This window comes from Planococcus halotolerans, assembly GCF_003289955.1.
Classification (GTDB): domain Bacteria; phylum Bacillota; class Bacilli; order Bacillales_A; family Planococcaceae; genus Planococcus; species Planococcus halotolerans.
Genome location: NZ_QLZR01000001.1, coordinates 144,944 through 168,181, shown reverse-complemented (window position 1 = coordinate 168,181; position 23,238 = coordinate 144,944). Strand labels below are relative to the sequence as shown.

General features: G+C 46.1%; 24 protein-coding genes. 17 read left to right on the top strand and 7 right to left on the bottom strand.

What is annotated here, in order from left to right:
• Position 1 precedes the first annotated feature (1 nt).
• From DP120_RS00750 to DP120_RS00710, 9 genes are all read left to right on the top strand, one after another.
• Positions 2-2,161, top strand: coding sequence for a DNA topoisomerase III (locus tag DP120_RS00750; RefSeq protein ID WP_112221280.1), 2,160 nt, complete (start codon positions 2-4; stop codon positions 2,159-2,161).
• Between the two features lie 64 nt (positions 2,162-2,225).
• Entirely contained in the window at positions 2,226-2,717 is a 492-nt protein-coding gene (ybaK, locus tag DP120_RS00745; RefSeq protein ID WP_112221279.1) for a Cys-tRNA(Pro) deacylase, read from the top strand.
• Positions 2,718-2,805: 88 nt separating this feature from the next.
• Positions 2,806-3,444: a YczE/YyaS/YitT family protein gene (locus tag DP120_RS00740; RefSeq protein ID WP_338066459.1), complete on the top strand. Its 639-nt coding sequence runs from the start codon at positions 2,806-2,808 to the stop codon at positions 3,442-3,444.
• Positions 3,445-3,527: 83 nt separating this feature from the next.
• The gene (locus DP120_RS00735; RefSeq protein ID WP_112221277.1) at positions 3,528-4,163 is read left to right on the top strand and encodes a class I SAM-dependent DNA methyltransferase; all 636 of its coding nucleotides are present in this window, start codon (positions 3,528-3,530) and stop codon (positions 4,161-4,163) included.
• A gap of 14 nt (positions 4,164-4,177) precedes the next feature.
• On the top strand, positions 4,178-4,651 hold the full coding sequence (locus DP120_RS00730) for an S-ribosylhomocysteine lyase (protein ID WP_205854484.1): 474 nt from the start codon (positions 4,178-4,180) through the stop codon (positions 4,649-4,651).
• A gap of 11 nt (positions 4,652-4,662) precedes the next feature.
• On the top strand, positions 4,663-5,595 hold the full coding sequence (locus DP120_RS00725) for a PLP-dependent cysteine synthase family protein (protein ID WP_112221276.1): 933 nt from the start codon (positions 4,663-4,665) through the stop codon (positions 5,593-5,595).
• A complete protein-coding gene (locus DP120_RS00720) occupies positions 5,595-6,728 on the top strand; it encodes a bifunctional cystathionine gamma-lyase/homocysteine desulfhydrase (RefSeq protein ID WP_112221275.1) in 1,134 nt (377 codons plus the stop codon). Before DP120_RS00725 ends, DP120_RS00720 begins: the two co-directional genes overlap by 1 nt.
• Positions 6,729-6,958: 230 nt before the next feature.
• Positions 6,959-9,079: an immune inhibitor A domain-containing protein gene (locus DP120_RS00715; RefSeq protein ID WP_112221274.1), complete on the top strand. Its 2,121-nt coding sequence runs from the start codon at positions 6,959-6,961 to the stop codon at positions 9,077-9,079.
• A 93-nt stretch (positions 9,080-9,172) separates the two neighbouring features.
• Positions 9,173-10,363 (top strand): glycine C-acetyltransferase, encoded by a 1,191-nt coding sequence (locus DP120_RS00710; protein WP_112221273.1) that lies wholly within the window; start codon positions 9,173-9,175, stop codon positions 10,361-10,363.
• A 415-nt stretch (positions 10,364-10,778) separates the two neighbouring features.
• Here the strand turns inward: DP120_RS00710 and DP120_RS00700 are convergent, their stop codons facing one another.
• Positions 10,779-11,411 (bottom strand): hypothetical protein, encoded by a 633-nt coding sequence (locus tag DP120_RS00700; RefSeq protein WP_112221271.1) that lies wholly within the window; start codon positions 11,409-11,411, stop codon positions 10,779-10,781.
• Between the two features lie 225 nt (positions 11,412-11,636).
• Between DP120_RS00700 and DP120_RS00695 the strand changes: the two genes are divergently transcribed.
• Positions 11,637-12,581, top strand: a complete 945-nt coding sequence (locus DP120_RS00695; protein ID WP_112221270.1) for an L-threonine 3-dehydrogenase — start codon at positions 11,637-11,639, stop codon at positions 12,579-12,581.
• Between the two features lie 181 nt (positions 12,582-12,762).
• Here DP120_RS00695 and DP120_RS00690 read toward each other — a convergent pair whose 3' ends face one another.
• The 3 genes from DP120_RS00690 to DP120_RS00680 all read right to left on the bottom strand — a co-directional run bounded on the left by DP120_RS00690 (position 12,763) and on the right by DP120_RS00680 (position 15,341).
• Entirely contained in the window at positions 12,763-14,130 is a 1,368-nt protein-coding gene (locus DP120_RS00690) for a YjiH family protein (RefSeq protein ID WP_112221269.1), read from the bottom strand.
• A gap of 158 nt (positions 14,131-14,288) precedes the next feature.
• Positions 14,289-14,978 carry a bacillithiol biosynthesis deacetylase BshB2 gene (gene bshB2, locus DP120_RS00685; protein ID WP_112221268.1) on the bottom strand — a complete coding sequence of 230 codons (690 nt, stop codon included), beginning with the start codon at positions 14,976-14,978 and terminating at the stop codon, positions 14,289-14,291.
• 12 nt (positions 14,979-14,990) lie between these two features.
• Positions 14,991-15,341 carry a YojF family protein gene (locus DP120_RS00680; protein WP_112221267.1) on the bottom strand — a complete coding sequence of 117 codons (351 nt, stop codon included), beginning with the start codon at positions 15,339-15,341 and terminating at the stop codon, positions 14,991-14,993.
• Between the two features lie 139 nt (positions 15,342-15,480).
• On the opposite strand from DP120_RS00680, the gene DP120_RS00675 reads away from it, so the two are divergent.
• The 3 genes from DP120_RS00675 to DP120_RS00665 all read left to right on the top strand — a co-directional run bounded on the left by DP120_RS00675 (position 15,481) and on the right by DP120_RS00665 (position 18,415).
• Positions 15,481-16,344: an ABC transporter permease subunit gene (locus tag DP120_RS00675; protein ID WP_233786131.1), complete on the top strand. Its 864-nt coding sequence runs from the start codon at positions 15,481-15,483 to the stop codon at positions 16,342-16,344.
• On the top strand, positions 16,345-17,364 hold the full coding sequence (locus tag DP120_RS00670; protein WP_112221265.1) for an ABC transporter permease: 1,020 nt from the start codon (positions 16,345-16,347) through the stop codon (positions 17,362-17,364).
• A 163-nt stretch (positions 17,365-17,527) separates the two neighbouring features.
• Complete coding sequence (locus DP120_RS00665) at positions 17,528-18,415, top strand: GNAT family N-acetyltransferase (protein ID WP_165843683.1); 888 nt, start codon at positions 17,528-17,530, stop codon at positions 18,413-18,415.
• A 53-nt stretch (positions 18,416-18,468) separates the two neighbouring features.
• On the opposite strand, the gene thiD is transcribed toward DP120_RS00665, so the two are convergent.
• Positions 18,469-19,302, bottom strand: coding sequence for a bifunctional hydroxymethylpyrimidine kinase/phosphomethylpyrimidine kinase (gene thiD, locus DP120_RS00660; RefSeq protein ID WP_112221263.1), 834 nt, complete (start codon positions 19,300-19,302; stop codon positions 18,469-18,471).
• Between the two features lie 63 nt (positions 19,303-19,365).
• The gene (locus tag DP120_RS00655; protein ID WP_112221262.1) at positions 19,366-19,620 is read right to left on the bottom strand and encodes a hypothetical protein; all 255 of its coding nucleotides are present in this window, start codon (positions 19,618-19,620) and stop codon (positions 19,366-19,368) included.
• 71 nt (positions 19,621-19,691) lie between these two features.
• Between DP120_RS00655 and DP120_RS00650 the strand changes: the two genes are divergently transcribed.
• From DP120_RS00650 to DP120_RS00635, 4 genes are read left to right on the top strand one after another with little or no spacing between them, the layout of a single operon-like run.
• Positions 19,692-20,414, top strand: coding sequence for a DUF4230 domain-containing protein (locus DP120_RS00650; protein ID WP_112221261.1), 723 nt, complete (start codon positions 19,692-19,694; stop codon positions 20,412-20,414).
• Between the two features lie 12 nt (positions 20,415-20,426).
• Positions 20,427-21,101: a uracil-DNA glycosylase gene (locus DP120_RS00645; RefSeq protein WP_112221260.1), complete on the top strand. Its 675-nt coding sequence runs from the start codon at positions 20,427-20,429 to the stop codon at positions 21,099-21,101.
• A gap of 60 nt (positions 21,102-21,161) precedes the next feature.
• Positions 21,162-21,425 carry a YwdI family protein gene (locus tag DP120_RS00640; protein ID WP_112221259.1) on the top strand — a complete coding sequence of 88 codons (264 nt, stop codon included), beginning with the start codon at positions 21,162-21,164 and terminating at the stop codon, positions 21,423-21,425.
• Positions 21,426-21,444: 19 nt separating this feature from the next.
• The gene (locus DP120_RS00635; protein ID WP_112221258.1) at positions 21,445-21,822 is read left to right on the top strand and encodes a DUF423 domain-containing protein; all 378 of its coding nucleotides are present in this window, start codon (positions 21,445-21,447) and stop codon (positions 21,820-21,822) included.
• Between the two features lie 620 nt (positions 21,823-22,442).
• Here the strand turns inward: DP120_RS00635 and hemQ are convergent.
• The gene (gene hemQ / locus DP120_RS00630; RefSeq protein ID WP_112221257.1) at positions 22,443-23,192 is read right to left on the bottom strand and encodes a hydrogen peroxide-dependent heme synthase; all 750 of its coding nucleotides are present in this window, start codon (positions 23,190-23,192) and stop codon (positions 22,443-22,445) included.
• Positions 23,193-23,238 lie beyond the last annotated feature (46 nt).

Below are 23,238 nucleotides of genomic sequence, written 5' to 3'. Positions count from 1 at the left end.
TATGAAATCAATCGTATTAGCGGAAAAGCCATCGGTGGCACGCGATATTGCACGGGTGCTCGGATGCAATCAGAAAGGCAACGGCTATCTGGAAGGCAAGCAGTATATTGTGACGTGGGCACTGGGCCATTTGGTGACGCAGGCGCAGCCCGAGCAATACGACAACGACTTCAAGGAATGGAAGATGGAGAATCTGCCGATCATTCCAAAGCCGTTCAAGCTGGTGCCAATTAAACAATCAATGAAACAATATAACGCAGTCAAATCGCTGCTCAGTCGCGGGGACGTCAAAGAAGTTATCATCGCGACGGATGCCGGGCGTGAAGGTGAACTGGTTGCGCGTTGGATTCTCGAGAAGACGAATACGAAAAAGCCGGTCAAACGTTTGTGGATTTCGTCGGTTACCGACAAGGCGATCAAAGACGGCTTCAATAATCTGAAAGACGGCAAAGCCTACGAAAACCTTTACCAGGCGGCTGTAGCTCGCGCCGAGGCTGACTGGGTAGTCGGTATCAACGCGACTCGTGCGTTAACGGTAAAATACAATGCGCAATTATCAACAGGCCGCGTGCAGACGCCGACGCTTGCGATGATCGCGGAACGCGAGCAGCAAATTCGCAATTTCCAGCCGAAGCCGTATTACGGCATGCAGGCGATTACGGACCAAGCCGCATTCACATGGACAGACGGCAATTCAACGCAATCGTTCGATAAAGAAAAAATCGACGCTTTATTCGCGAAGCTCGACAATACGCATGAAGGCACCGTGACAGATATTAAAATCACGCCGAAAAAGCAGCCGGCACCGCCTTTATTCGACTTGACCGAATTGCAGAAAGAAGCGTATAAACGCTACGGCTGGTCGGCGAAAGAGACGCTGGGCACGCTGCAGAATCTGTATGAGCGCTATAAAATCGTGACGTATCCGCGGACGGATTCGAAGCATCTGACGTCCGATATGAAAGATACGCTGAAAGACCGCATTAAAGCCGTACAGACGGGTCCATACCGATCGCTTGCCGCGACGATTCTGAAATCGCCGGTAACGGCACAAAAAGGGGTAATCGATGACGCGAAAGTATCCGATCACCACGCCATCATTCCGACCGAGGAAAATCCGCCGCTGCACGAGCTGTCGGCGAATGAGCATAAATTATACGATATGATCGTCAAGCGCTTCCTGGCGGTATTCTATCCGCAATATGAGTACGACCAGACGACAGTCAAACTGACTGCCGGCGGCGAAACGTTCCAGGCAAAAGGCAATACTGTGCGCAATGAAGGCTGGAAACGCATCTACTTGGATGATGATGAAGACAAAGACACTACTCTGCCGAAATTTGAAAAAGGGCAGACGCTGAAGATAAAAGGCATCTCCCTGACAGAAGGCAAAACCAAGCCGCCCGCTTTCTTCAATGAAGGAACATTGCTCGGGGCGATGGAAAATCCGGCGCAGTTCATGGCCGGCGAATCGAAGGAATTGATCCGGACACTTGGCGAAACAGGCGGGCTGGGTACAGTAGCGACCCGCGCCGATGTCATCGATAAATTGTTCAATACATTCCTGATCGAGAAAAAAGGCAAGGATTTAACGATCACGTCCAAAGGGCGCCAATTACTGGAACTGGTGCCGGAAGATCTGAAATCGCCGAAACTGACAGCTGACTGGGAACAGCAGCTGACGAAAATCGCCAAGGGACAGATGAAAAAGAATGAATTCATGCAGGAAATGATCCGGTTTGCCGAGAAATCGGTGTCCGATATTAAAAAGAGCGACAAGAAATTCAAGCACGACAATGTCACTGGCAAAATGTGCCCGGATTGCGGCAAGCCGCTTCTTGAAGTCAACGGCAAACGCGGCAAGATGAATGTCTGCCAGGACCGCGAATGCGGCTACAAGAAACAAGTGGCGATGCTGACGAACGCGCGCTGCCCGAACTGCCATAAGAAACTGGAGATGCAGGGTGAAGGCGACGGCAAGATTTTCATCTGCAAATGCGGACACCGCGAGAAACTGTCGGCATTTGAGAAACGCAAAAAATCCGGGCAGTCGAAGGCGACCAAAAAAGACGTCAATCAATATTTGAAGCAGCAAGATGAGCCGCCGCAAAACACGGCTATGGCCGAAGCGCTGAAAAAATTAATGAACCAGAACGATTAGAAATATTTTGAAAATGGTGGTAAGCTGATTTCATGATTACAGTTTCCAGATAAGGAGCGCCGCCATGGGAAAAAAGATTGCAAAAACCAATGCTGCAAGAATCCTGGATAAAGAAAATATCCCTTACGACATCATTCATTATGAAATTGAAGATGGCCTGGTGGACGGAGTATCGGTAGCTGCCAAAATCGGTCAACCGGAAGAAATGGTTTATAAGACGCTCGTAGCTGCAGGGTCTTCCAAACAGCATTACGTGTTTGTGATTCCGGTAGCCGATGAGCTGAATTTAAAGGCAGCCGCAAAAGCTGCGGGCGAAAAGAGGATTGAAATGGCGCCGGTAAAAGACATACAGGCACTGACCGGTTATGTGAAGGGCGGTTGTTCGCCGGTCGGCATGAAAAAGCCCTTTCCGACCTTTATTGCCCGGCAGGCGGAGGAGCAGAAAGAGATTATCGTATCAGCCGGGAAAATCGGTATGCAGATTAAATTGGATCCCGGCAACTTGCTGGCAGTCACTAAAGGACGATTTGCAGAGCTGACAGCGAAGGACGATTAATCCGGATTTCCACCCATTGCATTAAATGGGTGGATTTTTCTTAAGCCGGAAAAAGTGGTGAACACTCAGTGAAAGAAGGGGCTTAATGATGAGGACGTTGTTTTACCGCTGGCTGTTCTTTCTCAGCGGATTGATTATACTGGCACTGGGATTCACGATGATTATCAAGGCCAATAAACTCGGGATCGGCCCATGGGATGTGCTGCACGTCGGATTGTTCATGAATTTCGGACTGACAATCGGGACCTGGTCAATTCTAGTCGCTTTTATATTGATCATCATATCCACCATCTCGCAGCGAAGGCTGCCGCAGATCGGCACTTTCCTCAATATGATTCTGATCGGTGTATTCATCGACATATATTATTTCTTAATCCCTGATATCCCTTCCATCACAGGTCAGGTGTTGATCCTGATCGGCGGTATTATCGTTTCCGGCTTTGGCGTGGGAATCTACGTGGCGCCAAAAATCGGAGCGGGTCCCCGGGACAGCTTGATGCTGGTGCTAATGCAGAAAACCGGTTTGAGCGTCACTGTTGTGCGCGCTGGAATCGAAATCACTGCAGCATTAATCGGCTGGGCACTTGGTGGGCCAGTAGGGATTGGCACGATAGCCGTAGCTCTTCTGACAGGCAGAATCGTTCAATACACCTTGCCGCAAGCTGAAGCTTTATTGAAAAAAATCATTGAAAAAAAAGATGAAGTTCCGCCGGTTTTGAAAGTTTGAAACCGGCGCTTCTTTATGTTATAAATAAAGCCGAGTAAAACTATTGGTTTTATGTACAATAAAGCCGAAAAAGGGGAAAAAGTATGGGACGAGAGTTCGTAACAATATTTGATGAATGGGTTCACACCTATGATGACTCAGTTAGTGGAAATGATGCGGAATACAGAGATGTATTCTTTAAATATGAAGAAATACTGCAGGCTGTTGCCGATGCGGCAATAAGTCCAGTGATTGAATTTGGTGTTGGAACAGGCAACCTGACTGAAAAATTGCTTGCCAAGGGATATGAAGTTGCCGGCATCGAGCCGAATGCGGCAATGCGCGAAGTGACAAATGAGAAGTTGAAAGATGCGACGATTATAGATGGAGATTTCTTGGAATTCGATCTGTCTTTGCAGCCAAAATCTTTGGTCTGCTCATATGCGTTTCACCATTTAACGGATGCGGAAAAAGCCGAGGCGTTCAAATTGTATGCGGAACTGCTTCCGGCAGGCGGCCGTGTGGTATTTGCCGATACGTTATTCCTGTCAAAAGAAGCGCAGCAGGAAGTGATTGACTTTGAAAAGTCACGCGGTCATGATAACCTTGTAGAAGATTTAAACCGTGAATATTACACGACTTTGCCTGTGATGAAAGAGCTGATTGAACAGGCAGGATTCACGGCAGAGTTCACCCAGCTGAACAATTATGTTTGGCTGATAAATGCTACTAAAAATTAAAGGAGACGATCCCATTGAAAAAAATGAACGTTGAAAGTTTTAACCTCGACCATACAAAAGTTGCAGCACCATACGTGCGTCTTGCAGGAGAAAAAACAGGAGCGAACGGAGATACAATCCGCAAGTACGACATCCGTTTCAAACAGCCGAACAAAGAACATATGGAAATGCCAGGCCTTCATTCGTTGGAGCATATGATGGCAGAACACAGCCGCAACCACTCGGACCAGATTATCGACATCGGGCCAATGGGCTGCCAAACAGGCTATTATCTTTCATTGATCAACCATGATGATTACGACGATGTATTGCGCATCATCGAAAACACGTTGAAAGATGTAATTGAAGCAGATGAAGTTCCAGCTTGCAATGAAGTGCAGTGCGGCTGGGCAGCAAGCCACAGCTTAGAGGGCGCAAAAGAATTGGCCCGTGAAATGCTGGCGAAAAAAGACGAGTGGCACCAGGTGTTCGCTGAAGAGACTGTCTGAGGAGAATGGCTATGAAATATGCTACCGGCATCCAGCAATTGATCGGTGAGACACCGCTTTTGGAATTGACGAATATGGACATTCCGAACAATTGCAGGATTTTCGCTAAACTTGAGTATTTTAATCCAGGCGGAAGCGTCAAAGACCGCCTGGGTGTTTCTTTAATAGAAGATGCCGAACGCCGTGGTGTATTGAAGCCTGGCGGCACAATGATTGAGCCGACTGCCGGAAACACAGGCATCGGCCTTGCTATTGCCGCAATCGGCAAAGGCTATAAAGTGAAGTTCGTCGTTCCTGAGAAATTCAGCCAGGAAAAACAAGGGCTGATGCGTGCACTTGGCGCAGAAGTCATCAATACACCGACTGAAAAAGGAATGAAAGGCGCGATTGAAAAAGCGCAGCAACTCGCAAAAGACGAGCAAGCTTTTTCACCGTCACAATTCTCAAATCCCGCAAACCCGGAAACATATGTCCGGACTCTCGGACCAGAATTGTGGGAAGCACTCGATGGTAAAATTGATGTGTTTGTCGCAGGAGCAGGTTCCGGCGGCACATTTATGGGAACATCCCGTTATTTGAAGTCGCAAAAGGCGGATATAAAAACCGTGATTGTGGAACCGGAAGGATCCATTTTGAACGGCGGTGAATCCGGACCGCATTTGACGGAAGGCATCGGCATGGAGTTTTTACCGGATTATATGGACCCTGCGCTATTTGAAGCTATTCATACGATTACCGACCGGGAAGCTTTCGCCGCTTTCAAGGAATTGGCGAAACGGGAAGGTTTATTGGTCGGCAGTTCTTCAGGCGCCGCATTCGTTGCAGCGCTAAGGGAAGCTGAAACCGCTGTACCCGGCAGCCATATCGTCACTGTTTTTGCTGATTCCAGCGAACGTTATATGAGCCAGGACATTTATAACAAAACCTTCGAGGAGGAAAATTGATGAGATCCAAAACGAGATTAATCCACGGCGGTATTTTTGGAGACGAAGCTACAGGAGCCGTTTCCACGCCTATTTATCAGGTAAGTACGTATAAACAGGAAGCTGTTGGTAAATTCAAAGGCTATGAATATTCACGTACAGGCAACCCGACGCGCCATGCGCTTGAAGAGTTGATCGCGGACGTCGAATACGGACATGCCGGATTTGCATTCGGTTCAGGTATGGCGGCCATTTCATCTGTCATGATGCTGTTCTCAGCCGGCGACCATGTCATCCTTACTGATGATGTTTACGGTGGCACTTACCGTGTCATGAATAAAGTACTGAACCGCTTCGGATTGGAATTCACTTTTGTAGATACCGGCAATTTGGAAGAAGTGGAAGCGGCAGTCAAAGAAAATACGAAAGCGATTTTCATCGAGACACCGACAAATCCGTTACTGAAAGTGACGGATATTGAAGCGGTGGCGAATTTCGCCAAAACGAAGAATCTCCTGACGATCGTCGACAACACGTTCATGACGCCTTATCTGCAAAGTCCGATTAAACTCGGCGCTGATATCGTGCTGCACAGCGCAACAAAATACATTGGCGGACACAGCGATGTTGTAGCCGGCCTTGTCGTAGTGAACTCAGAAGAACTTGCTTCTGAACTGCATTTTGTCCAGAACTCGGTTGGCGCAATTTTAGGGCCGCAGGATTCGTGGCTGTTGATGCGCGGACTGAAAACACTCGGCATCCGCATGGAAGAAACGGGAAGCAACGCACAGAAAATCGCGGAATTCCTGAAAAGCCATGACGCTGTCGGAACTGTCATTTATCCAGGACTCCCTGAGCATACTGGCTATGAATTGATGAAAAAACAGGCGACCGGATTTGGCGGCATGATTTCATTTGACGTTGGCAGCAAAGAAAAAGCGGGCGAGCTCTTGGCGAAGTTGAAATACTTCACACTGGCGGAAAGCCTTGGAGCCGTCGAAAGCCTGATCTCGGTGCCTGCGCAGATGACGCATGCCTCGATTCCAGTCGAACGCCGCGGCGAATTGGGCATTGTTGAAGGCTTGGTGAGGATTTCTGTCGGCATTGAAGACGTAGAAGATTTAATCGAAGATCTTGAGCAAGCATTAAATTAACAAAAGAAATATCGAATAAAGGGAAAACCGCCTATATGGCGGTTTTTTTTATTTTTTTCACAAATGGTATGGTAGGTAATATTTAGGCATTGATGGAAAAAATACCTATACCATATACCTAATGATTCGGGTACCGAAATAATCTATATACCCTATTCTTCTGAATTATCAGACGTGATAAGATTTTAATAAGTAGTAAAATTCTGATAAGTTTGGAAGGGGAAAAAATAATGATTAAAAGCAAGTGGGTTTCAATATTATCAGCAAGTGCATTAACTTTATCATTGATGGCGCCGGCGGCCTTGGCGGCTCCAACAGAAACATTGCCATCACCGGCTGATTGGAACGAGGCACGGTATGGCGATAGAATTGATATCGACCAAAGCTTGAACGAACTTTCGCAGGATGCTGAGTTCCAAAAAGAAGCAGAAGCAAAAATTAAAGCACAGGCTGGTTCTTTGAATGACGAAAATGCTGACGGCGGCGAAGAAGCTGCAGCTGACAGCACATTCACTGAAGATCACGGAACAAAATTATTCCTTGATCGCAATTTATCATTTAAAGAATTCACGCTTCGCAGCATTGGTGACAATGTTGAAATCTGGGTAGCTAAAGATTTGGCTTACGGTCCGAATAACCCGAAACCCGCTGATGTCGTAACGCAGGCGCAAGTCGATAAATTGCGTGATGAGTTCGACAGCAATATCTATCCGGTAGCAACTGATTTCTTCGGAACACCAGATTCCTTGGACGGATCGAATTCTCCTCTTCCTGGAATGGTTGGACTTCCTGAAGGTTATTACGAAGGTTCTGATAAAGTGATCATGCTTGTTGATAACGTGCAGGATGAAGGCTGGAACAATCCTGATTATCCATTCTTCGTCGCCGGTTTCTTCTGGCAGACACTTGAAAATTATATGGATCGCAACATCATCACTATTGATACGAATTCATGGGAAACTCGTCTTGAATCCACTTTCTTCGGAACAACAATCCATGAGCTTCAGCATTTAATTCAGGCTGATAACGACGGCTCTGAAGAAACTTGGTTGAACGAAGGGATGTCAACGTTCTCTGAATATCTTGGAGGATATGGACATGGTGAAGGGTCGATCAACTTCTACCTGGATCACCCGGAAAACTCACTTGTAAACTGGGATGAACACGGGACAGCAGCAACTGGTCCGGAAACAATTGCAGATTACGGACAAGTTTACTTGTTCACACTTTATATGTATGACAAATTCGGCCAGGAGTTCATCCGTGAACTAGCAACTGATGGCGAAAGCCAAGGTATGGCAAGCGTCAACAAAACGCTTCAGGATTATGGCACCAATAAAACATTCACTGAAGTCTACCAGAACTTCATGACTGCATTGACATTGGATAACTCTGATGTAAGCAGTGACTATAATATCGACAGCATCGACCTGCGTGAACTGCCAGTTGGTGATGGCGTACGCGGGAAAACTGTCGACTTTGAAAAAGCATTAACATTTGAAAAAGAAGGCGTTCCGGCATGGGGCGGCGACTTTAAAGAATTCAATTTCGGAAAAGATGTTCGAGGCCTTGAATTTGACGGCGTAGACTTCCTTCCATTGCAATGGAGCACAGTAGCAAATCCGTTGGATGCGTCTGAGCAGGTCCTGCATGCGAACAACGGCGACGAAGCGGATCAGTCACTGATCTTTGGAGCAACTGTTCCAGCGGACAACCCGACACTTACTTTCGATCATTATTATGACATCGAAGAACAATGGGATTACGCAGTGGTGCAAGTTTCAACTGATAACGGCGAGACTTGGACTTCGCTTAAAAATGAAAATACTCGCACTGATGTAGTTGAAGAAGGCTATCCGACCATCAAAGAAAACGTGCCAGGATTCACTGGCCATAAATTGGACTGGTCAACTGAGACATTCGACCTTTCAGCTTATGCTGGACAAGATGTATTGGTTTCATTCCGCAACTTGACGGACTGGGGCTACAATGATGCAGGCTGGTTCATCAAAAATGTTCAGCTTGGAGATTTCTCTGCTGATGGATCTTCAACAGAAGCATTCCAGTCACTTGGCCAATTGAAAGGTCAATATGTCGATTTCACAACGACATTCATCCAAACGAAGAAAAACGGCAAACAGCATGTCTTCCATGTTGATCCATTCAACGTAACAGAAGAAGATGCTTTGGATCTTCGAAATGTACTTCGTGAAGGCAATGTGAAAATGATCACTTCTTATGCAGCTGAAGAAGGCCAAAAAGAAGCGCAGGAGTTCACTTATGAAGTTCAATACAAAGTGGATAACCCGAACAAAGGAAAAGGCAAGAACAACGGAAAAAGCAAAAACTGATTAAAAGCGGACTGCGGTCCGCTTTTTCTTTTGGGCAAAATTGCGTTATGATAAGAAGGTAGAAGAATTCAGGTATATGAAAGGAAGATTATATTGTCGAAAAAACTGGATGCTTTCCTTAACGAGAATCTTAACGAACTTAAAGAACAAGGCTTATATAATGAAATCGATCCGGTTGAAGGGCCGAACGGACCGATTATCCAGGTTCGCGGAAAAGACCTTATCAACCTGTCATCAAACAACTATCTTGGATTGGCAACAAACGAAGATTTGAAAAAAGTCGCGAAAGAAGCAATCGATAAATATGGCGTTGGTGCAGGGGCTGTCCGTACCATCAACGGTACACTGGACCTTCACGTGAAATTGGAGGAAAAACTGGCTGAATTCAAAGGAACAGAAGCTGCGATTTCCTATCAATCAGGCTTCAACTGCAACATGGCTGCCATATCAGGTGTCATGGATAAAAATGATGCGATTCTGTCTGACCAACTGAACCATGCATCGATCATTGACGGCTGCCGTTTGTCCAAAGCGAAAATTATTGCCTATAAACACTCGGATATGGAAGATCTTCGCGCTAAAGCAAAAGAAGCGACTGAATCCGGCCAATACAATAAAGTAATGGTTATTACAGACGGCGTGTTCTCCATGGACGGCGATATTGCGAAACTTCCGGAAATCGTTGAAATTGCAAAAGAATTCGACTTGATTACGTATGTAGATGATGCGCATGGTTCAGGTGTTACGGGTAAAGGTAAAGGAACTGTGAAGCATTTCGGACTTGAAAAAGAAGTCGACATGCAAATGGGTACTTTATCGAAAGCGGTTGGAGTTGTCGGCGGTTATGTAGCCGGGAAACAAAACTTGATCGACTGGCTGAAAGTCCGTTCACGTCCATTCTTGTTCTCCACAGCTGTTACTCCTGGTGATACTGCGGCAATCACGGCTGCACTTCAAATGATCATGGATTCAACCGAGTTGCATGACAAGCTTTGGGAAAATGGCGATTACCTGAAAAAAGGCTTGAAGGAACTTGGCTTTGATATCGGAGAATCTGAAACACCGATTACACCTTGTATTATAGGAGAAGAAAAAACGACACAGGAATTCTCGAAACGCCTGTTCGAAGAAGGCGTTTACGCGAAATCCATCGTCTTCCCGACAGTTCCAAAAGGCACAGGCCGCGTACGCAACATGCCGACTGCTGCCCACACAAAAGAAATGCTTGATGACGCAATTGCCATCTATGAAAAAGTTGGTAAAGAGCTTAACATCATTAAATAATGAAAAAATCGTCCCGCCGGAATTTCTGGTGGGGCGATTTTTTGATGGTTAAGAAAATAAAACTTTTATAATCTGAAGGCTCTTGTAAAATGTGTTGTGCTGTCCAGACTCCAGCGCCCAGCTCTTCGGGTCATAAGCCGCCCCAGCTATGTGGCAAAGAACGCCACTTCGCTGATTCGTCTTATGCCTTTCAGAGCTAAACGGGCGCTTGCGCTTTTCTTTAGTCCAGACTCCAGCGCCCAGCCCCTCGAGTCGCTTCAGCCTCGCCGTCAATGGCAAAGAACGCCATATAATTTATAAGTATTTAACGCTGCTCCTGCATCGCTGCGCGCTTCGTCGCAAATAGATGGCTCAAATTACCTTTGAACCATCTATTGCTTGTCCGGGCTAAACGGACACTTCCGCTTTTCTCGATTTAAGGTAAGGGTTTCTTCATCCGATTAAAGCTTTTTTCCAGCGTATATTTTTGGATGCCGCGCGCTGCCTTCACGCTGTTGTCCACATGCGAATGAAAATTGGCATCATTATTTTCAAAAGCAATGAGCGCATCAATTGAATGGTTCATCCAGGGTTCATGGATTTGGCTGCTAAGCTCCGATGCACGCTGGAATTCTCCTGAAGAAGCCGCGATATGAGCGAGGTAATAACTGCGCATCGGTTCGCGGTCAATTGCTGACGCATGCTGGGCAGCAATACCAGGCTGTCCCCGATATATTGCGAGCAAGGTGCGGTAAATCGATTGCATCACCGGCTGTTTATGAGTCATTAATATTCGTTCGATGGATCTTTCGACATCCTGGTCGTTCCCATGTCCAAGCGCGTAAGGAAATGCAAAAATGACTTTATGTCGATTGCGGTAAATATAACGTTCAATTTGCCGAAGTGAATTGGAGAAATAAGTGACATAGATCCCTGGCAGAACCATTGCTGTCAGATAAAAGGTGATGACGATGGCAAACACCAGCCATCTGGGCGTATCGATGGACATTAAAAATGCGGTGACGCCTATTCCTATAAGAAACAGGATTAACAATCGCAAGGATTTCATAGTCCACCTCCACTGAAAAAATATGACTTGATCTGCAACATACGCCATAAAGGCTTTCTATCAGTATATCAAAAACATTCGTTCCGGGGCATCTCCAAAGTCGTTGTGTTTTTTAAGCGAACAATTTATAATGACGGTATAGCAAAGACTGTTATATCAATGTTTATAATGAAGTATATGTGTTTTTACAAAGGACAAATGTTTTATTCGAAAGGAGCTTATAAAATGAAACGAATTATGATTACGGGTGCACTGGGGCAGATTGGATCGGAATTGACAGGGAAATTGCGTGGCATTTACGGCGCTGAAAATGTTTTGGCAACGGACATCCGTCCATCAAATGACACCAACGGCCCGTTTGAGATCCTGGATGTAACGGATGCACAAAAAATGCACGACCTGGCCAAGGATTTCGGCGCAGATACGATGATGCACATGGCGGCGTTATTGTCGGCTACGGCAGAAGAGAAACCGTTGCTTGCCTGGAATTTGAATATGGGCGGTCTCATCAATGCACTGGAAGCGTCGCGTGAACTCGGCATGCAATTCTTTACGCCAAGTTCTATCGGAGCATTTGGTCCATCCACTCCGAAAATGGATACACCGCAGGATACATTGCAGCGCCCGACGACCATGTACGGTGTCAATAAAGTCGCAGGCGAATTGCTGTGTGATTATTATTATCAAAAGTTTGGCGTCGATACACGCGGCGTCCGTTTCCCTGGCTTGATCTCTTACGTGGCTCAGCCAGGCGGTGGCACTACCGACTATGCGGTCGATATTTACTACAAAGCTTTGGAACAAGGCAGCTACACTTCCTATATCGATAAAGGCACCTACATGGATATGATGTATATGCCGGATGCGCTTCAGGCGATTGTTGATCTAATGGAAGCGGACCCGGCAAAACTTGAGCACCGTAACGCGTTCAACGTGACGGCTATGAGTTTCGAACCTGAACAGATTGCAGCTTCAATCCGCAAGCACATTCCTGATTTCCAAATGAAATATGATGTGGATCCAGCACGCCAGGCAATTGCAGCCAGCTGGCCGGACAGCATCGATGCATCAGCTGCGAAAAAAGAATGGGGCTTTAAGACAGCCTACGATCTTGATGCAATGACTGCAGATATGCTCGAAAAATTAAAGTCAAAACTTCAAAATGCGTAATCTCGAAAAGCGACAGCGCCCGTTAGGCTCTGAAAGGCATAAGACAGAACAGCGTAGTGGTCCTGACCACGTAGCTGGGCTGGCTTATGACCCGAAGAGCTGGGCGGCTGGAGTCTGGACACCGAAAAGCGACAAAATAAAAAATGCCATCCGCAATCGCGGATGGCATTTTCTCTTTTTATTAGAATAGTAGATGAGCAACTCCGGCAATGATCGGCAATGCGATAATTGTGCGAAGAAGGAAAATGACGATCAAATCAAGAATATTGACAGGGATTTTTGAACCAAGCAAGATTCCGCCTACTTCTGACAAGTAGATTAACTGAGTGACAGACAGTGTCGCTACGACAAAGCGTGTCAGTTCAGATTCGATACCTGAGCCTAGAATAGCCGGGAGGAACATATCTGCGAATCCAACAACCATCAATTGTGCCGCATCTGCTGCTTCAGGGATGCCGAGCAAGTTCAGATATGGAACAAATGGTGTGCCAAGTATGACGAACAGTTGTGTATATTCAGCAAGGATCAAAGCGATTGTTCCGAATGCCATAACAACCGGTGCAACACCGATCCACATATCGAGCACGTTTTTGAAGCCATCTTTGAAGAAATTGCTGACTGAGCGGTTGCGGTTGGCTTTATCAAGGGCTTTTTCTAAACCATGAGTAGCTACATTATAGCCTTTAGGAACATCTTCCGTTTGGGACTCTTGTTCAGAACCATCGATGAATGTCGTTGGTTTACGTGACAACGGATAGATGCGCGGCATGATCAGTGCGAGAATGATACCCGCAAGAATAACTGTAGCGTAATATGGAAGGAAGTAACTTGCCAGACCAATTTCACCGATAACAACAATTGCGAAAGTGATGGATACAACTGAGAAGGTTGTTCCGATAATAGCAGCTTCACGTTGCGTATACCGATTATCCTCGTATTGCTTACTTGTTAAAAGGACACCGATTGTACCATCTCCTACCCAAGAAGCAAGGGCATCGATAGATGAACGGCCAGGCAAGCGGAATAATGGGCGCATAATTTTAACCATCATGGAGCCGAAGAATTCAAGAAGCCCGAAATTCATTAACAGCGGCAATAGAAGACCGGCAAACAGGAAGATCGTGAACAGGAATGACAATAAACCGTCTCCGGAAAGAAGAAGTCCGCCTGTGTTTTCGCTCCAAACAGGTTCAGGTCCTAATTGGAACAAGACCATGAAAGCGAAGATAGCTGCTACGACGCGTGTAATTGTCCAAAACAAACTGACATTGAAGAGTTTGTCGAAGAACGGTACATTTTCATCTGTATTCGGTTTTTTGGCTATGTAAACCAATGACCCAATAGCGGCAATTGATAAAATAACGAGCATGATCCATGGCACGAACGATGCGATGTTATCGGCCAGCCAGTTAGCGAGTACAGCGATGGTAACCATCCATTCCGTATCGCCATCAGCATTTGTTGTAGGTATCGGAACTAGGAACAGCAGGATACCAAGTAATGATGGAATGAGAAATAAGAGCCATGTAGATGTTGAAAACTTTTTCATTGTCTTTCCCCTTTTCTTTGTGCATAAAAACACATTCTAACTACTGATTATACAGCATTCTTTCCCCGAGAACGCTTTCAGTAATATTGTTTATTTTATCTGAAAACGCCAGAAAAAACACCCTTATTTTCAATTAAGAAAATAAGGGTGCAAATTACTTAGAAAGTTGCTTCAAAATCATCTTCCCAGCGGTAATTATAGAAACGCTCTTTCGTGAGCCAGTTTTCCGTTTCGGTGTCCCCCTGCGCCAATTTATGTTCCATTTCCTCCAGCATCCAAGCTGTTTGGGAAATGTGCGCTTTCATGGACGCCATCTTATGGTCTCTGACTGGTGTGATGTCATAGACGATGTCCGGGTTGCCGAGAACTTCGAGTGTGTTATTGGCAAATGCCACACAATGCAATTTCGGGCGATCTTCCATCCGGCGGATAGCTCGGACAACCGCACGTGCTGTCGCTTCGTGGTCGGGATGGACGGCGAATTTCGGATAGAATGTGATGACCAAAGAAGGATTCAATTCTTCAATAAGATCCGTCATCATGCCGACCATTTTTTCGTCATCTTCGAATTCGATCGTTTTATCGCGCAGCCCCATCATGCGAAGGTCGGTCAAACCGATGGCTTCAGCGGAGGCTTTCAATTCTTTTTTGCGGATTTCCGGGAGCGATTCCCGTGTCGCAAACGGCGGGTTTCCTAAATTCCGGCCCATTTCACCAAGAGTCAGGCAGGCATATGTAACCGGCGTACCCTGTTTAATATGTGTAGTCATTGTTCCGGACACACCGAACGCTTCATCGTCCGGGTGAGGGAACACCACCAATACATGTCGTTCTTTTGGTATCGTCATTTCTATTCCCCCTTAATAACTGAATGGTGTTTCGCTGATCTGCAGCGCCACCGCCAATTTTCCTGTTCCGTCATGCCCCGCGAGAAGCAGGCGTCCCTCGTCGTCCATTTCGTAATGGGTGATGCCTTGTGCATACACCCAGCCATGCGGCAGTTTTAAACCGACGCGGTGAGGGCTGTCACCGACTACTTTGCCCAGCTCATAATTAATAACCACATTGCGAATAAAAGCTCCGGCATTAAAAAATGCTTCATTAAAATGGCTGGCGTATGATCCATTCGTGGTTTCCAGGTGAAGATATACATCTTTTCCTGCGAACGCATCCAATTGGACCTGCAATTTTTTCACTTCGACTAATTCCACGATAAAACCCTCCTCAAACAATCCGTATCTTTTAAGTATATGGAAAAAATAGCGAGATTGCGATTAGTTAGCTCTACGGGTTCCGAAATAATGGTAGAATAATGAAAGAGAGAATTTTCCAATAAAGAGGATGGGGAACATGAAATTATTGCTGAGATTTTTTATTGCCATCGCAGGGATTATCCTTGCCAGCAGTTTGCCGGTTCTGATAGCCGGCTGGTTAAAAGGGGAATGGAGATGGAATATCTATTTCGAGTCCATCCGGACAACCGTGCAGGAACTATGGCCGATCAATGAAATGGCTTTTTTCAATTACCGGGCGCAAAGGCCGATGCCATTATTTCCAAATGTCTTTGACTACATAATCTATTCGCTTGAAATTCTGTTTTTGGCTTTGCTGGTCGCAGTGGTGGTTTCGCTGGTCCTGACCGTTATTACGATGCTTCTTTCCGAAAAATCGCGTGAAAGAGTCAAAATGGCCCTCTATTTTCTGGAGTCGATTCCTGATCTCTTGATCATCATGCTGGCTCAGCTGGCAGTCGTTCTGTTCTTTAAGCAGACAGGAATTCTGGTTTCCAAAATAGCTGCAGTAGGAGATGACCGGATTTACTGGCTGCCGGTGCTGTGTCTCGCAATTCTGCCGACCATCCAGTTATACCGGTTGGCGATGCTGACTTTCCAGGAAGAAGAGCGGCAGATGTATGTGGATCTTGCACGGGCACTGGGCTTTTCAAGAGTCTATATCGTCTTGGTTCACATGTTCCGAAATGCTGTCGTCAGTGTCTTTTTCCAATCCAAAAAGACGATGTGGTTTATGCTGTCGAATCTGTTCATTCTGGAACTGATGTTCAATTTACCGGGCATCATGCTGTTTCTTCGCGATAATATGTATCCTGCTGGTTTCCTGGTTGCTGTATTCAGTTTCTTCTTGCCGATGTTCTTCTTGTATAGCTTCGGCGAATGGTATTTTGTGCGCCGGATGCGCGGAAAGGGGGCGGTGTGAATGTGGAAACAGCCTTATTTTGTCATCGGTTTCAGCATTATCGCCTTCTTCCTTATAGGCAGTTTCGTTTATGAATGGATATGGGGCAATGTTCCGCGCCAGATTTATTACATCATGGAAGGTGGACGTGCGGTGGAAGGTGCGCCGATTTCACCGAACTGGCAATTTCCGCTGGGTTCAGATGAATTCGGCTACGATCTTCTCGGCAAGCTCATGCTTGGTGCGAAGTACACAATTCTTGCCGCTTTGGCGGTAGGGGCTTTGCGTATGCTGATTGCTGTGCCGCTTGGCTATATTCTTGGAACCTATTTGGATAAACATCGCAAATGGATTTCAAGTCTTGCGGATTCGATGCACTATATTCCATTGACCTTGTTTGCTGCCTTTGTTTTGACACCTGTCTTATGGATGCCGCCGGAAGGTTTCACAAATACAATTTGGGAACGGATCGGCATACAGGTTGTCATCATGGCGTTGTTGACGGTTCCGATTGTCGCAATATTGATTGCCAATGAAGCGGCATTGCTGCGTGACAAGGAATATATTCTTGCGGCAAAAACACTTGGCGCAGGCCGCTTACGGATTATCCGGCAGCACCTTTATCCACAGATGCGTGAAAAAATTGCCGTGCTGTACGGCCAGCAGGTAATGGAGACATTCATCGTTTTCGCCCATCTTGGTCTTCTGAAACTGTTTCTTGGCGGCACCAAGGTCAGTTACGACCCAATGTTCGGCGATCCGCCGATGTCCATATCCTATGAGTGGGCTGGATTATTCGGCTCAACATTCCGGTATCTCCAAAGCGCCCCGTGGCTGCCGCTTGCGCCAGTCCTGTTTATCGGCCTGACTATTTTCGCGGTATCGCTGATGATGGAAGGCTATCTGCGTTCCAAAAATCCGAAAGTTAAAAAACTGCGGAAAGCGAAAGTCGAAGAACCTTTAGTCGAATGGAACCGCGAGCAGCTTCGGAATAATATGGTGCGGATTAAAGAGCAGGAAATGGTGAAGGCGGAAGAATAGGATGAAAATCGAGCAAAACAAAACCCTCACGAATAGCGAGGGTTTTATTTACTATTGGTGAAATATAAAGATGCATGAAGAATGACGAAATTTCTGCAGGAAAACATGAAGCTTAGAAAGAATTAATTAACTTGCAAACACTTGAAACAAAGGGGAAATGAAGATGGTTGAAATCAGAAGGCTGTCGGAATGTACGGTTGAACAAGGGGTGGAAGCTTGGAATAAAGGATTTGAGAGCTATCATTTTGACATGACGACAACACCGAAAGCCTTTAGAAAGAGAATGAATCAGGAAGGCCTTTCAAGAGAACTGTCTGTGGTGGCGTTTGACGGTGAGGAACCGGTGGGCCTTGTGTTGAACGGAATACGGGAATTCGCCGGCAGAAAAATCGGCTGGAACGGCGGCACAGGCGTGGCAATGTCCTGTCGCAAAAAAGGCGTCGGCATGCAATTGATGGAAAAGACGCTCGAAATATTGAAAGAACAGGATGTGGAAGTGGCGACTCTTGAAGCAATTTCAGGAAATGAAAAAGCAATCGCCTTATATAGAAAGCTAGGTTATGAAATTGTGGATGAACTTCATTTCATGAAATTGGACGGAGCGGTTGAAGAAAAAGTGACACATGCATCTAGAGATTACGGCATTCGAAAAGCTGATCCGGAAGAAATCGGCCAGCTGCCATTCTATCGAGGTGATTTTCCGTGGCAGATCCAATGGCAAAGTGTCCGGGACGGCGGCGAAGGGCTGATTGCCTTCAATGAAGAAAGGCAGCAAACCGGCTATGCGTTCTTCCGGAAACTTACCGATGAAGAAGGGAAACATTCCCGCACTATTCTGTATCAATGCGAAACTGCATCGGATGAAAAGGCGCGGGAAGAAATTACAAATGCACTTTTAAACAGAGTCTTTGGGAATTTCGCAGATGCAATCAGCCGGACAGCGGTCAATGTGCCTGTGTCTGCAAATGCTGTAACCTATAAGGTCTTGCAGGATAGAGGATTTGAAAAGAATATTTCACAGGTGTTTATGAAAAAAGAGCTGAAGGAATAAGAAAAGGAGGACGCATTTTCAGCGTCCTCCTTTTCTATTGAAGAATCCGGAAATTACAATTCCAATACTTCAACTTCTGTTTTCGGGAATTTATTGGCAGCGCCGTGCATAACCGGGCCGACGTATTCATTCAGTTTCCAGCCATGTTCAATAGCACCTGATACGAAAATTTTAGCGTTCAATACGGCATCTTTTACCGATTGGCCATTTGCGATGTTGGCTGTTATGGCGGCGGCGAATGTGCAGCCTGCGCCGTGGTTGTAGTTCGTATCTGTTTTCGGTGCTGTCAGCAAATAATGCTTCTCGCCGTCGAACAGCAAATCTGCCGCTTTTTCATGCTTCAACTGTTTGCCGCCTTTGACGACTACAAATTGCGCTCCGCTTGCATGGATCTTTTCAGCAGCTGCCTGCATTTCTTCAACCGTATTAATACGGCCAAGGCGTGATAATTCTCCAGCTTCGACAAGGTTTGGTGTAACGACTTTTGCGTGTGGCAATAAATACTTGATCATGGCATCGACATTTTCAGGGAACATCACTTCCGCTTCGCCTTTGCATGCCATAACGGGATCGATGACAACATCTTTGATGCCGGAAGCGGCAATCGCTTCGCCCGCGGTCTGAATGATTTCAGCTGTTGGCAGCATACCTGTCTTTAATGCATCAATGCCAGTGGAAAAGGCAGTTTCCATTTGTGATTTCAACGTATCAACCGGAATCGGGTGGACCCCGTGGCTCCAATTATTATTCGGGTCCATAGTGACAATGACCGTCAAAGCGTTCATACCGTAAGTTCCGTGTTCCTGGAAAGTTTTGAGGTCAGCTTGAATGCCGGCACCGCCGGATGTATCGGATCCTGCAATTGTTAAGGTCTTTTTGAGTGACATATATATTACCCCTTTAATAGATAGAATGTTTGCTATGTTTCATTTTAACAAAAAGCCCTGCATTTACAATCTATTGGGCTTTTGTGGCCATAACAGCAGCACTGAAGTAAGCGCGCCGATAACTGCGAACAATAAAGCAAAGGTGCCCATGATCCAGTTGCCGTTTCTGAAAAGACCAAATGCTATCAGGAATGTTAGAATGGTAGCAATGGCAATAACGGCAGCAAGACAGCCGACGCCCGCGCTTTTTGCGCTTTCGGGAGCAGTTGCCCCTTTAGTTGAAGAAACGGTTTTGATTTTATCAAGCCAGTCAGCCATGGGCATCGCTCCTTTTATAGAAATATCGTAACACGACAATCAGCTGAAAAAAATAGAAAGAGGGATGTCAATTGGCAAAGGATTCGAAAATTACGGAAATGGAGCGCTTGCTCGAAGAAATGAAAGGCAAAAAAGGAACCGAGGAATCGGGATTCTGGAAATCGATGAAATTGATGATGGGCGTTTTCCGCAATTCATTTCTTGTATTGATCGTCGTAGCGTTAATACTGTTGATTGCATTGCCGCTCGGTACCTGGTGGATGATACAACAGGGCAGCACAGCGACCGAAAGCAAAAGCGCTTTCCTTGAGAGGATGCAGGACCTGAACGAATTATCAACAGCAGAAGCTTATTCGAAAGTCATCATCAAACGGGAAGACAATCAAATATTCGGCCAGGATATCGGATTGGATATCCCGGGCACGAAGCGGGAGCTGCTTGTCGTGATCCCTGGCTCCGTTCGCGCCGGGATCGATTTCTCGGAAATCACAGAAGATGATATTGAAGTGGACGAAGAAGCGAAAACAGCGACACTTACGCTGCCGAACGCAGATTTCCTCGGCGGTCCGGAATTGTTCATGGACAAAGTAGAAATTTATTCGAATGAAGGCCTGTTAAGCGGGGGGAGAGATTTCCCTGAAGCCTACGAACTGGCTGAAGAAGCGAAAGAAATGATGCTTGAGGAAACCCGTGGACAAGGCGTATTGGAGCTGGCGGAAAAAAATGCGGCACGTTCGGTTGAAGAAATGTTCCAATTGGTGGACTATGATGTAACGGTAGAGTTTGAAAATTAAGGAGTGATGATTATGGCAAAGAAAATCTTATCCAACGACTGGCAGGACGTAGTTGGGGAGGAATTTGATAAACCTTATTACACAGAACTTCGTGAATTCTTAAAAGAGCAGTATGCCAATGAAACAGTTTATCCTCCACAAGATGAAATCTGGTCGGCATTTGAACATACGGCTTTCAAGGATGTCAAAGTTGTCATTCTTGGACAAGATCCTTACCACGGCCAGGGCCAGGCGCATGGCTTGAGCTTTTCTGTCAAACCTGGCGTCAGAATTCCACCTAGTCTTCGTAATATATTCAAGGAATTGAACGATGACATCGGCTGCGAACAACCTTCTGACGGCACTTTGACCAAGTGGGCAGACCAAGGCGTCATGATGCTTAACACCGTTTTGACGGTTCGGAAAGGGGATGCCAATTCTCACCGGGGCAAAGGCTGGGAAGAATTCACGGATGAAGTGATTCGCAAATTGTCAGCTCGCAAGGAACCCGTGATTTTCGTTTTATGGGGCAAACCGGCTCAGACGAAAAAAGGTCTGATCGATTTGGAACGCCATGATGTCATCGAAGCGCCGCATCCGAGCCCGTTCAGTGCCAAAAAAGGCTTTTTCGGCAGCAAGCCTTTTTCAAAAGTGAACAGCCTGTTACAAAAGCGCGGCGAAGAGCCGATTGATTTCTGTTTGGACTGACGTGTTCTCTATGGGCGTGTTAAAATAAGGGACGATATAAAAAAGGAAGGGGGATTTGAGATGGCGATTGGACAGGAACGTGTTCTCACTGAAATTGAAAAACATGCGCGACAGGCTCGCTCAGGCGATTCCGCAAAGATGCGTGAATCCGTTGCGGCAATCCGTGCGCTTTGCGACTTGCTGCTTGAAAGTGATGAACAGCAGCCCGCTGCACCGGCGCCGCGAGCGATTCCGTTGTCAGCCTCCCCCGCGCCGCAGCCTGTACTGTCAGAAAAGAAGCTTGTAGAAGACGGGGCGAACGGCGATTCACTTTTTGAATTTTAATGGGAATGAGGAATAAGGAATGAAATTTTTCTTGATTGCCGGAGCTGTTAATGCATTACTAAGCGTAGCTTTCGGTGCGTTCGGCGCGCATATGCTGGAAGGCCGCGTTGCTGATAAATACTTGGACACATGGCAAACTGCCGTACAGTATCAGATGTTTCATTCAATCGGACTGATGGTCGTAGCCGTTTTGATGAGCACCACTTTAATCGGTCCACTGGGATCGCTGAGCTGGGCAGGATATTTGATGCTTGCCGGCATCATCATCTTCTCGGGAAGCCTGTACGTTTTAAGTTTGACCGGCATCAGCATTTTGGGTGCCATCACGCCAATCGGCGGCGTAGCATTCATCGCTGGCTGGGTCATGCTCATCATTGCTGCAATGAAAGCATTATAAGAATTGGAAAAGCTGTCCGCGGGTTAGATGCGGACAGCTTTTTTTGATGGGCAGAATGCGTGCGGATAATAGTTAGTATTTCAGTAATTCCGGATAGTATATCCAAATAAGCGAGAAGGATCAAAAAATCAATAAAGGATAGATGGAAGTGAGCGGCGCAGCGCTCACGGACCGAGGCAGTTTGCGGGGGCAAACTGCAGGCAGTCAGGGCTTTGGGTAAGGGTAAATTGATGTGGATAGTATATCCAATAAAATGGAAATGAAGAGAGGGCGATATGGTGGTTGGTTGGAAATGGACTTGGAAAGTCTTTGATTCAGACGCTGAATTATCCAATAAAATCCAAATTTTTCGTCACACATATATGAGGTGCGGAAATATGCTTCTGAGGTGCGGTCTGAAGACAATTAGTTGCGGTTGAAACCAATTTAGTTGCGGTTAAAAGGCAATTAGTTGCGGTTAGAACCAATTTAGTTGCGCTTGAAGAAAAATCGGTGGTTATGATTATAATTATGTATTTTATTGCCAGTAGTTGCATGCTCAAACACTCCAACAACATCTCAATATAAAATTCCCACTAATAAAAGCCGCCCAAATAGGCGGCTTTCCATTCACTCTACTATTAAACTTCCAAGAACTTAACGATTTTTTCTTTGTCCAAACGAGTGCCGACGTAAAACGAACCGAATTCAGCGTAACGCGCGCTTACTTCGTCAAAACGCATTTCGTAAATCAGTTTCTTGAATTGGAGAACGTCATCTGCGAACAGAGTTACGCCCCATTCGTAGTCGTCAAAGCCGACAGAGCCGGAAATGATCTGTTTTACTTTGCCTGCGTAGCTGCGGCCGATTTTGCCGTGTGACAGCATCAAATCTTTGCGCTCGTCCATCGGCAGCATATACCAGTTGTCGTCGCCGTCGCGGCGCTTGTCCATCGGGTAGAAGCAGATGTACTGCGAACGCTGAAGTTCCGGATACAGACGTGCGCGGACATGCGGGTTCTGATATGGATCTTCTTCTGATTTACCGGCAAGATAGTTGGAAAGTTCGACTACAGACACGTAAGAGTAAGTCGGAACCGTGTAAGCGACCAATGTCAGCTTATTGTATTCCGTTTCAAGCTCACGCAATTCGTCCATCGTTTCGCGCAAAAGCATCAGCATCAAGTCAGCCTTTTGGCCAATAATTGAATACAATGCGTGTGCGCCGGTTTTATTTTCATCGGCCTGGTTTACTTTGTCCATAAATGCCTGATATTCGTCGATTGCGAATTGGCGCTCTTCGTCTTCAAGCATTTTCCAAGATACCCAGTCCATCGAACGGAAATCGTGGAGGACGTACCAGCCGTCTAAAGTGATTGCTGCTTCATTCATCTGTAAAACACTCCTTTTAATCAAAAAATCTCTCAAAACCAGTTTA